The sequence below is a fragment of the Streptomyces synnematoformans genome (genome assembly GCF_039531005.1).
Lineage (GTDB): Bacteria > Actinomycetota > Actinomycetes > Streptomycetales > Streptomycetaceae > Streptomyces > Streptomyces synnematoformans.
Map to the genome: position 1 here is coordinate 1 of NZ_BAAAPF010000260.1, position 10,202 is coordinate 10,202.

At 72.5% G+C, this 10,202-nt stretch carries 7 protein-coding genes and 3 pseudogenes; 7 read left to right on the top strand and 3 right to left on the bottom strand.

Features of this window, described 5'->3' with window-relative positions; all coding sequences use genetic code 11:
• Positions 1 to 310 precede the first annotated feature (310 nt).
• From ABD317_RS27980 to ABD317_RS27995, 4 genes are all read left to right on the top strand, one after another.
• The gene (locus ABD317_RS27980) at positions 311 to 1,171 is read left to right on the top strand and encodes an ATP-binding cassette domain-containing protein (RefSeq protein WP_027752736.1); all 861 of its coding nucleotides are present in this window, start codon (positions 311 to 313) and stop codon (positions 1,169 to 1,171) included.
• A complete protein-coding gene (locus ABD317_RS27985) occupies positions 1,168 to 2,169 on the top strand; it encodes an iron-siderophore ABC transporter substrate-binding protein (RefSeq protein ID WP_344293196.1) in 1,002 nt (333 codons plus the stop codon). The genes ABD317_RS27980 and ABD317_RS27985 overlap by 4 nt, the downstream gene beginning before the upstream one ends.
• Before the next feature lie 12 nt (positions 2,170 to 2,181).
• Positions 2,182 to 4,266, top strand: a complete 2,085-nt coding sequence (locus tag ABD317_RS27990; protein WP_344293198.1) for an iron ABC transporter permease — start codon at positions 2,182 to 2,184, stop codon at positions 4,264 to 4,266.
• Between the two features lie 325 nt (positions 4,267 to 4,591).
• Positions 4,592 to 5,368, top strand: coding sequence for an SAM-dependent methyltransferase (locus ABD317_RS27995; RefSeq protein WP_344293200.1), 777 nt, complete (start codon positions 4,592 to 4,594; stop codon positions 5,366 to 5,368).
• Between the two features lie 18 nt (positions 5,369 to 5,386).
• Here the strand turns inward: ABD317_RS27995 and ABD317_RS28000 are convergent.
• Together ABD317_RS28000 and ABD317_RS28005 are read right to left on the bottom strand one after the other, a co-directional pair.
• A pseudogene (locus ABD317_RS28000) lies at positions 5,387 to 5,581 on the bottom strand (GNAT family N-acetyltransferase); the annotation flags it as partial.
• Complete coding sequence (locus ABD317_RS28005) at positions 5,578 to 6,078, bottom strand: ATP-binding protein (protein ID WP_344293202.1); 501 nt, start codon at positions 6,076 to 6,078, stop codon at positions 5,578 to 5,580. The gene ABD317_RS28005 and the pseudogene ABD317_RS28000, both read right to left, overlap by 4 nt.
• Before the next feature lie 177 nt (positions 6,079 to 6,255).
• On the opposite strand from ABD317_RS28005, the gene ABD317_RS28010 reads away from it, so the two are divergent.
• Entirely contained in the window at positions 6,256 to 7,407 is a 1,152-nt protein-coding gene (locus ABD317_RS28010; RefSeq protein WP_344293204.1) for an NsdA family TPR-like regulatory protein, read from the top strand.
• A 979-nt stretch (positions 7,408 to 8,386) separates the two neighbouring features.
• Positions 8,387 to 8,560 (top strand): annotated as a pseudogene (locus ABD317_RS37910) (zinc ribbon domain-containing protein); the annotation flags it as partial.
• Positions 8,561 to 8,902: 342 nt separating this feature from the next.
• On the opposite strand, the gene ABD317_RS28015 reads toward ABD317_RS37910, so the two are convergent.
• Entirely contained in the window at positions 8,903 to 9,583 is a 681-nt protein-coding gene (locus tag ABD317_RS28015; RefSeq protein ID WP_344293206.1) for an ArsR/SmtB family transcription factor, read from the bottom strand.
• A gap of 65 nt (positions 9,584 to 9,648) precedes the next feature.
• On the opposite strand from ABD317_RS28015, the pseudogene ABD317_RS28020 reads away from it, so the two are divergent.
• Positions 9,649 to 10,202 (top strand): annotated as a pseudogene (locus ABD317_RS28020) (isocitrate lyase/phosphoenolpyruvate mutase family protein); the annotation flags it as partial.

Genomic DNA, 10,202 nt, shown 5'->3' on the forward strand with positions numbered 1-10,202 from the left:
GAGCCGGCGGCGCGGCGCCGGCGGCGGAGGAGGCGGTCGTACGCGGTGGTGCGGCGGTCACGGAGCCTCCCGGGTTGTGCGCGTCGTCGGGCGCCGCGCGTGCCGTGGCACCCGCCGGAGGTCCGGCATCCGCGCGCCGCCCACCCGTATTCTCGCCCCGCCACCCCCCTGGCGCGCCAGTGACGTACGACTCGGTCGCCGCCGGCCGGCCCGCCGGGCGGCCGGCCGGCGCCGCCCGGGCGGGGCGCGCACGGTTTCTCTCGTGCACCGACTGCCGGGGCGGGGTTTGGTTAGGTTAACCTAAGCTCCCGTGAGAGCCGGAGAGAGCACGCCGACCGCCGCGGGACCCCGCGGGCACGCCCTGTCCGCCGCCGACGTCACCGTGGCGTACGACGGCGTCGACGTCGTCCACGACGCCTCGCTGCGGCTGCGGCCCGGCGAGGTGACGGTCCTCGTCGGGCCCAACGGCAGCGGGAAGTCGACGCTGCTGCGCACCCTGGCCCGGCTGCAGCGGGCCCGGCGGGCGCGCCTCGTCATCGACGAGGACACCGACGGCTTCGCGCTGTCCACCCGGCACTTCGCCCGGCACGTCGCGCTGCTGACGCAGGGCCGGCCCACGCCGAGCGGGCTGACCGTCCGCGACGTCGTGGAGTTCGGGCGCTACCCGTACCGCGGCCGCTGGGGCGCCGCCGACCCCGGCGGGCGCGCGGCCGTCGACCGGGCGCTGGCCATGACCGGCGTCACCGAACTCGCCGAGCGCGGCGCCGAGCACCTGTCCGGCGGGCAGCTGCAGCGCGTCTGGCTGGCCGGCTGCCTCGCGCAGGACACCGGCGTGCTGCTGCTCGACGAGCCGACCAACCACCTCGACCTGCGGTACCAGGTCGAGCTGCTCGACCTCGTACGCGACCTGGCCGACGACCACCGCATCGCGGTGGGCGCCGTCCTGCACGACCTCGACCAGGCGGCGGCCGTCGCCGACCGCATGGTGCTGCTCGACGACGGCCGCATCGTCGCCGACGGCCGCCCCGCGGACGTCCTGCGGCCGGAGCTGCTCAGCAAGGCCTACGGCATCCGTATCGACGTCGACGACGACCCCCTGACGGGCCGGCTGCGCACCCGCGCCATCGGCCGACACCACCAGCGAACCGAAAGGCTCAGCACTTCCTCATGAGACGTCTCCTGCTGACCGCGGCGGCCACCACCGCCGCGACGCTCACCCTGGCCGCCTGCGGCACCACCGAGGACGCCGCGGACGACGACGACAAGGGCGGCGCCGGCAAGGGCGCCGCGCAGCCGATCACGCTGACCGACTACACCGGCAAGAAGGTCACCCTTGAGGACGGCCCGGCCGCGAAGGTCGTCGCCACCGAGTGGAACGTGGTCGAGAGCCTGATATCCCTGGGCGTCGACCCCGTCGGCGTGGCCGACGTCAAGGGCTACAACACCTGGGACTCCGCCGTCCCGCTGACCAACGAGCCCGAGGAGATCGGCACCCGCGGCGAGCCCAGCATCGAGACCGTCGGCTCCCTCAACCCCGACCTCGTCATCGCCACCAACGACCTGCCCGAGTCCGCGATCAAGCAGCTGAGCAAGCGCACCACGGTGCTCACCCTGCGCTCCGCCGACGCCTCCGACCCCCTCGGCCAGATGACCGAGAACCTCGACCTCATCGCCGAGGCCACCGGCACCACCGAGCAGGCCGAGAAGCTGAAGAAGGACTTCGACGCCAAGCTCACCGAGGGCAAGAAGGCCCTTGAGGACGCCGGCCTGGGCGGCGACAAGATCGCCTTCGCCGACGGCTACGTCGTCTCCAACCAGGTCTCCATCCGCCCCTTCACCGCCGGCTCGCAGCTCGGCGCCGTCAACGAGCGGCTCGGCCTGGAGAACGCCTGGGACGTCGAGGGCGACAAGGACTACGGCCTCGGCTCCACCGACGTCGAGGGGCTGACGAAGCTCCCCGACGGCACGCACTTCGCCTACATCGGCAACGACGAGGACGAGGCGAGCACCCCGTTCACCAAGGAGCTGAAGGACAATTCCGTCTGGAAGGCCCTGCCGTTCGTCAAGGCCGGGCAGGTCTACCGGCTCGACGACGGCATCTGGATGTTCGGCGGCACCGAGTCCATGAGCCAGTACGTCGACGGGCTCGTCGGCGCGCTGACCGCGTAGTCGGTGGCGCCGATGGCCGTCACCGCCCCGGCCACCCGCAAGACCGCGCCCGTCCCGCCGCCGACCGTGCGGTCCCGGACGGGCGCGGCCGCGCTGGCCGCCGGGCTCACGCTGCTCGTCGCGGTCCTCGCGGTCGTCGACCTCACCCAGGGCACCTCCGACGTCGGCGCCGCCGAGGTCGTCAAGGCGTTCACCGGCCGGGCGGACGCCGGTGACTCCTCCGTCGTCATCGCCTCCCGGCTGCCCCGGATGGTCGCGGGGCTGCTGGTCGGCACGGCGCTGGCGATCGCGGGCAGCGCCCTGCAGAAGGTCAGCCGCAACGTGCTGGCCGCGCCGGACACCCTCGCCGTCAACGCCGGTGCGTACGCCGCCCTGGGGGTGGCCGCCGCCACCGGGGTGACGCTGCCGATGCTGGCCTCCTCCGGCGTCGCCTTCGCCGGCGGGCTCGCCGCCGCGGCGGTGGTGCTGGGGCTCTCGGGCCTCGGCTCGGGCACGGTGCGGCTGGTGCTCGCGGGCACCGCGCTGACGCTCGGGCTGTTCGCGGTCACCGAGGCGATGCTGCTGCTCTTCCCCGAGGAGACGCAGGGCCTCTACGACTGGCAGCAGGGCAGCATCTCGCAGAGCGGCTGGGACGGCGTGCTGCAGATGCTGCCGCTCGTCGCCGTCGGGCTCGCCGGGCTGCTGCTGCTCGCGCGGCGCGTCGACGCCCTGGCGCTGGGCGACGACGCCGCCCGCGGACTCGGCGTGCCGGTGCGCCCCACCCGGGTCACGGCGGTGCTGCTGGCGGTGCTGCTCTCCGCGGCGTCGGTGACGCTCGCCGGGCCGATCGGCTTCGTCGGGCTGTGCGCGCCGGCGCTGGCGCGCGGGATCGCCGGCCGGTTCCGTACGTACGGCAAGTCGCGGGCGGGCATTCCGCTGGCGGCCCTGCTCGGCATGGGGCTGGTGCTCGGCGCGGACGTGCTGCTGCGGGCCCTGGTCCCGGAGGACACGGCGGTCTCCGTGCCGACGGGCGTGGTCACCAGCCTCGTCGGCGCGGTGTTCCTCGTGGTGATGGCCACCCGGCTGCGCGACAGCGCGGGCGCGGCCGACACCGACAGGCTGCGCATCCGCAGCCACCGCACGTTCGTCGTCACCACGGCGGTGCTGCTGGTCGCGCTGGTGGGGGTGACGCTGACCGCGCTGCTGGTCGGGGACTCCAAGCTGCTGCTCGGCGACGTCGCCAACTGGCTGCAGGGCCGGGCGGGCCCGACCACCGACATCGTCCTGGACACCCGCGTCCCGCGGGTGCTCGCCGCGCTGGCGGCCGGCGCCGCGCTCGCGCTCTCCGGCACGCTGGTGCAGGCCGTGACCCGCAACCCGCTGGCCGAGCCGGGCGTGCTCGGCGTCACCAACGGCGCGGCGCTCGGCGCGGTGCTGCTGGTGACGACCGTGGACGTGCCCACCTCCTGGGGGCTGTCCGCCGCGGCGCTGGCCGGCGCGGCGGTCACCTCGGTCGGGGTCTTCGGCCTCGCCGCCCGCGGCGGGTTCCAGCAGAACCGGCTGGTCCTGGTCGGCATGGGCTTCGCCACCGCGGCGACGGCGCTGATCAGCCTGCTGATCGTGCTGACCGACCCGTTCAACGCGACGATGGCGCTGACCTGGCTGTCCGGCTCGACGTACGGGCGGACCCTGTCGGACGTCGTACCGCTGGCGGTCGTCCTGGCCGTCGGCCTGGCGATCGCGGCCGCCCGCCGCCGGGAGCTGGACCTCGTCTCGCTGGACGAGGACACGCCGCGGCTGCTGGGCCTGGACCTCGGGCGCAGCCGGCTGTGGCTGCTGATCCTCAGCGTCGTGCTGGCCGGGACGGCGGTGTCGGCGGCGGGCACGATCGGGTTCGTGGGCCTGGTCGCGCCGCACGCGGCGCGGGCGCTGGTGGGCCGGCAGCACACCCGCGTGCTGCCGGTGGCGGTGCTGCTGGGCGCGGTGCTGGTGTGCACGGCGGACGTGATCGGCCGCTCGGTGATCGCCCCGGCCCAGCTGGGCGCGGGCCTGATGACGGCGGTCATCGGCACGCCGTACTTCCTGTACCTGCTGGTACGCAGCCGGGCCGCCCGGTAGCCGCGACGCGGGCGCGCCGACGCGGGCCGCCAACCGGCTTGGCGGGCCGGGCGTGGAACCGGCCGCGCCGAGCAGCACCGTGCCTCCCCGGACGCTCTACGAGCAGGCGTACCGGCGAAGCCGGGAGAACACCCCGCAAGCCGCCTGATCACACGGTCACGGACTTTACGCAACACGGGGCAGCTCGGGGAGTAGGCTCATCCCCAACTTGTGCTGGCCGCACGGACGTTCACGAGATCGGAGTCGTTCCATGGCAGCGGAGGAAGATCCTGGGGATCCCGGTGTACCTGTCGACCGCCCGACCTCGGCCCGTGCGTATGGCTGGATGCTCGGCGGCAAGGACAACTACGAGGTCGACCGGCAGTTCGTCCTCGCCACGGCGCAGGACTTCCCTGAGGGCGTGGACATGGCCCGGCAGAACCGGCTCTTCCTCTACCGCGCGGTGCGTTACCTGGCGCAGGAGGCCGGGATACACCAGTTCTTAGACATGGGCTGTGGGCTGCCCACGGACAACAACGTCCATCAGGTCGCCCAGAAGTTCGTGCCGGACGCTCGGGTGGTGTACGTGGACATAGACCCCATCGTGCTCGCCCACGGCCGCGCGCTGCTCGCCGAGAATGCGTCTACTACCGTGATCTCCGCCGACATGCGCGACCAGGACGCGGTGCTGGCCCACCCGGACGTGCAGCGGCTGATCGATTTCGACCAGCCGGTCGCCGTGATCTTTCTCTCGGTGGTGCACCACCTGACCGACGCCGACGACCCTCGCCGCATCCTCCGCACGGTCATCGACCGCGCCGTGCCCGGCAGCTTCCTCGGCCTGTCCCAGGTCGTCTCCGACGATCCGGAGATCGGTGCGGCCTTGTCGGAACACATCTCCCAAAAGGGCTTCCCCTGGCAGACCCGCACACCGGCCGAGGTCGACGTCATCGCGGAGGGCCTGGAGCCCGTGCCGCCGGGGCTGGTGAATCTGCTCGATTGGCGCCCGGACCCGTTCCAGCCAGCCCTTGAGCCGGTTCCCCCGCCTCTCCTGTCATACGTCGGCGCCACGAAGCGCAACAAGCGGTTCTACGAGTACGGCGGGCTGCTCCGCAAGGGGTAGCGCGCTCCGAGACGCCCTGTCCGCGTACGCGAGGACGGCGGTGAACCCGGGTTCGGAGCCGTGGCGGTCCAGGCGCTCGCCGAAGGCGGTGACGGCGTAGTTCGGCAGGTGGAAGAGCGGGGCGCGGACGGCGGCGTAGACGTCGAGCAGGTCGACGCGGACCGTTTCGAGGCTGGTGGTGGCGCGGAGTTCGATCGAGGGTGCCGCCGTCATACGCTGTGCCTCCAGGTGTCGCAGGTGTGTTCGGCTTTGCCGCACGATGCATAGCCCTCACCGTCCGCAGGATCACCCCGCGCCGTCGCCGGATCGACCACCACCGCCCACACCGTCTTGCCAATCGCACGCTCCGCCACCCCCCCCCACCGGTCCGCCAATTCATCCACCAGAAGCAGACCGAGGCCGCCCGATTCATCCGGCACCCGCCGCACCGGCGGTTCGTCGGAGGCGTCATGCACCTCGATACGCACTCCGCCGTCCTGCCGGACAAAGCGCGTCAGGATCTCCCGTCCCGGCGACACGCGGGCATGAACGACGGCGTTCGTGACCAGCTCCGAGACCACCAGCACCGCCGATTCCTCGATTCCCGCCAGCCCCCACACGGCCAACGCCTTACGCACCTGTGCCCGCGCCAGCGCCACACACCGGGGATGTCGCCGCCACTGCCACGACATCACCCCATGTTCGTCATTCGTCGCTGCCGTCGTCCTCATGACCAACAGCTTCGCGGTCAAAGGATCTGCGAACGATCCCAGCGCGATTACCCACGGTGGGTAACATCGCTGGGGTAGCGCCACCGGGCCACGCGCGACTACCGCGTCTGGAGTGTTGCCCATGCCCAAGTCCGAGCCACCGCAGCCGTTGCCGTCGCGGCTCTGAACGACGTTGAGATGATCAAGGCATGCCGAGAGCGTGACTTCTCGCAGATCTTCCGGCTGATGAGGCGGGCAGGCATGTATCCGGCCCTCATCGCCCGACGCTGTGAGCTGACCCCCAGCCGGGTCGGTGAGGTCATCGAAGGGCAGCGCGTCGTCAAGGACATGAGCGTCATTGAGCGCGTTGCCGATGGCCTGCGAATCCCCGGCCACATGCTGGGTCTGGCGCGGCGCGAGTGGGAAGGCGCTTCCACGGGCCCTGTACCCCCAGATGGCGAGCTTACCGAAGCCTTCCCTGTGGATGACGGACTCCGGGTCATGTCGGAAGGGGACGACGAACCCACGGATCCAGAGTTCGTATGTTCCCTGATCCAGAGTCAGTTACCTCTGCACTACAAGAGCGCGAACTACTTCGGCGCACGACAGCCCTTCGCCACGGTCCATCACCACGCGCGGACGATCACGCGGTTGCTGGAGACCGCCAACGGGTCGTCCCGCCAGGAGCTTCTGACCATGGGGAGCCGAACCGCTGAGTTCCTGGGCTGGCTTTATCAGGATCTCGGGAACGTTCGTACCGCCGCTTACTGGTCGGACCGTTCTATGGAATGGGCTCAAGAGGCTGCCGACGATCACATGCAGTCGTACGTACTCTTCCGCAAGAGCAACCAAGCCGCTTCACAGTTGAGTTCAGAACGGGCCATCGGGCTTGCCAGGGCGGCACAGCGGGTCCCCGGCCTCACGTCGGAGATCACCGCTCTGGCGGCTCAGCAGGAGGCCGTAGGTTATGCCCTCCAGGGCAACCCCAGGGCCGCTCTTGCCAAGTTCGACGAGGCCCACGAGATGGCAGCGCAGTCGAGCCCGAACGGCCCCATGGGAACGCTGGACACCTCGTACTGCACGCTCGCCTATGTCGAGATCCAGCGCGCGAACTGCTGGATCGATCTCGGCGAACCGCATCGTGCCATCCAGCTCTTCGAGGCCGAGATTGCCGCGCTGCCTCAGATCTACCGGAACGACCGCAGCGTCTACTTCGCCCGCCTGGCCCGCGCCTACGCCAAGGCCGGCGAGCCCCGCCACCGGCAACCGCTTCGGACGGCCCAAGGTAGGCCGGTACCACGACTTCACCCGGATTCCGGGCCGCGCCCGCTCCCATACCACCGCGAATAAGTGGGAGACCTTCCGTCTCGTCGGCACCTTCCACGGCCACGTCATGGCCTACACGAACGGCGGGCAGCACACGCTGATGCAGCCGCACCGGATGCCGACGCCGGTCAACCCGGACGGCAAGGTGCCCACCGACAAGGGCAACCGCAAGGCCAACTGGTGGGACCACACCGGCCCGCTCGCCGTGGTGTTCGCGGGCGGCCCGGACGGCAAGCGCGGCGACCTCGTTCTCCCCGTCCGCATTCCCCAGCAGCCGGGCCAGGAGGCCCGCGTACGGCACTTCCTTGAGGCTGATGCCCACTGGCACAAGGTCGATCTCGTACGCCGCCGCAAGGCCGGTGCGCCGGGTCGCTGGGTGTACGAGGCGCACCTCATGGTCCTCGGCTCCGGCTGGTCCTCTCCTGCCGTACGCCAGATGCGCGACCGCGCCGCCCAGCTCGACCGCATCGGCGGCGTGGACGGCAACGTCTCGAATCTCTCCGTCGTCTCCTTCCCCGCTGACCTCGCCCCCGAGGGCAAGCCGGTCTCCACGGAGATCACGCTGACGGAGAACGAGCGGGCGCGGCTGGAGAAGGCCGCGAAGAAGCGGCGGGGCCGAGCCAGGGCGCTGGAGCGCTCACGGCGGGCGACGAACGCCGGACAGTACGGGCTGTCGAAGAAGCAGGCCGCCCGCGCCGCACGGCGGGAAGCCCAGGGCCTCAAGCTCAAGGCGGTCATGGTGCCCGGTGGTGCCCGCGCCGCACGGTCCGATGGGGTGCCGAAGCAGGCGTTCCGGCGCGACCGGCTGTCCGCGAGCTACCGGACCCAGCGCGCCCGCCAGGCCGAGCACGCCGCCTCTCTCGCCGAGCGTCGCCGACACCGCGCACGGCTGGTGGCGCGGGAGATCATCGCCGCCCACGGCCCCGTGCTCGTGGTGGAGGACTGCGACATCCGCACGTGGTACCGGCTGTGGGGCAAGCGCCTCTCCCAGACCACACCCGGCATGTTGATCTCCGCCCTCAAGGTCGAGTGCGAGGCGACGGGCGGACGGCTCGTCCGGGCGTCCACCTGGTCCACGGCCCTGTCACAGCACTGCATGTGCGGCGAACGCGTCAACAAGACACTCCGCGACCGTGAGCACACGTGCACCGCGTGCGGCCTCGTGGGCAAGCGCGACCTCGTATCCGCTGCCCTCGCTGCCTTCGTCCGCTTCCACGACGTGGACGACCCAAAGGCCGCGTACCTGGACACCACCATGTCCCGGCACACCCAGATCACATACTCAGAAGCGCTGGAAGAAGCGCTGCGGGAGTCAACCACACCGAGCCCGAACACCCCTCGGGGTGCGGGACGCGTGGCAGTACCACGGCAACGTGGTACCTCTGCTCCCCAAACCGCCGAACAACGGGACCGAGCAACCCCAGATGAGCCGCGCCACATGCGCGACCACGCTGGAACGCCCGGCACCCGCACGGCGTGCAGTCCGCAGCTCACCCTTTGGGAATTTGCGGATCAAGTCTTAGACCGCCGCTCCCAGGAGGCGGTGAAACGCCTCGGCGCCCTCCGGCGTCACCCGTACCGCCCGTCCGGAGCCGACCCGGCGCAGCCACCCGCGCTCGAACGCCGAGGCGCACAGGGCCGCGCCCAGGGCCCCGGCGAGGTGCGGCCGGCGCTCCGTCCAGTCCAGGCAGGTCCGTACCAGGGGCCGCCGGGCGCCCCGGGGCTGCTCGTATCCCAGGGCGTCGGCCAGCCAGGCCCGGCCCGCCGCGGTGACGGCGACGCCGGAGTCGGTGGCGACCAGCCCGCGGGTGACCATGGCGTCCGCCAGGGTCACGCCCAGTCGGCCCGCGAGGTGGTCGTAGCAGGTGCGGGCGCGGGCCTCGGCGGTGAGGCGCACCGACTCGCGCAGGTTGCGCGGGCGGGGCCGGTCCACGTCCGGGGCGTACGCCGCGAGGGCCTCGACGAGGGCGGCGGCCTCCGGGCCGGCCAACCGGACGTAGCGGTGCCGGCCCTGCCGCTCCTGCGTCAGCACCCCGCCCTCGATGAGGCGGGACAGTTGCTCGCTGGCGGTGGAGGGGCGCACCCCCGCGTGCCGGGCCAGCTCGCCCGCCGTCCAGGCCCGGCCGTCCAGCAGCGCCTGGCAGAAGACGGCCCGGGTGCGGTCGGCGAAGAGACCGGCGGTCTCGGCGAGGGAGGACATGCCTCCAGGATGGCGCACGCACGGTTCGGGCCGCGCCGAACTGTTCCGCGCCTAGCGTCGGGGCCATGACCACGCACCGGACGCATGAACTCGACCGCCACGCGGACGTGCGGGCGGCCCTCGCCGACCCGGCCCTGGTCCCGGAGCCGCCGGCGGGCGGCGGCGGTCCCGCGGGGGCGAGCATGGCGTGGCTGCGGGCGACCGTGGCCCGGTTCAGCTCCGGTGAGACACACCGGCGGCGGCGCGCCTTCGTGACGGCCGAACTCGCCCGGCTGGAGCCGGCCGCGCTCCGGCGGGCGGCGGCGGCAGGCCCCGGGGGCGAGACCCGGGTGCGGGTGGTCCGTACCCTCGCCGAGGCCCTGGGGATGCCGGAGCCCGCGGCGGTCGCGGAGGCGGTGACCGTCGTGGCCGGGGCGTACTTCGGGGGCGCGGGAGCGGGCGCGGACGCGGACGCGGACGCGGGAGCAGGCGCAGACGCGGGAGCGGGCACGGCGGCGGGAGCAGGCGGGGCGGCAGGCGGGGGCGCGGACCGGGGCGCGGGCACGACCGCGGGCGCCGGCACAGGCGCTGGCACGGGCGGGGGGATGCGGCAGGGGCCGGGTCTCGCGCCGGTCCCGTA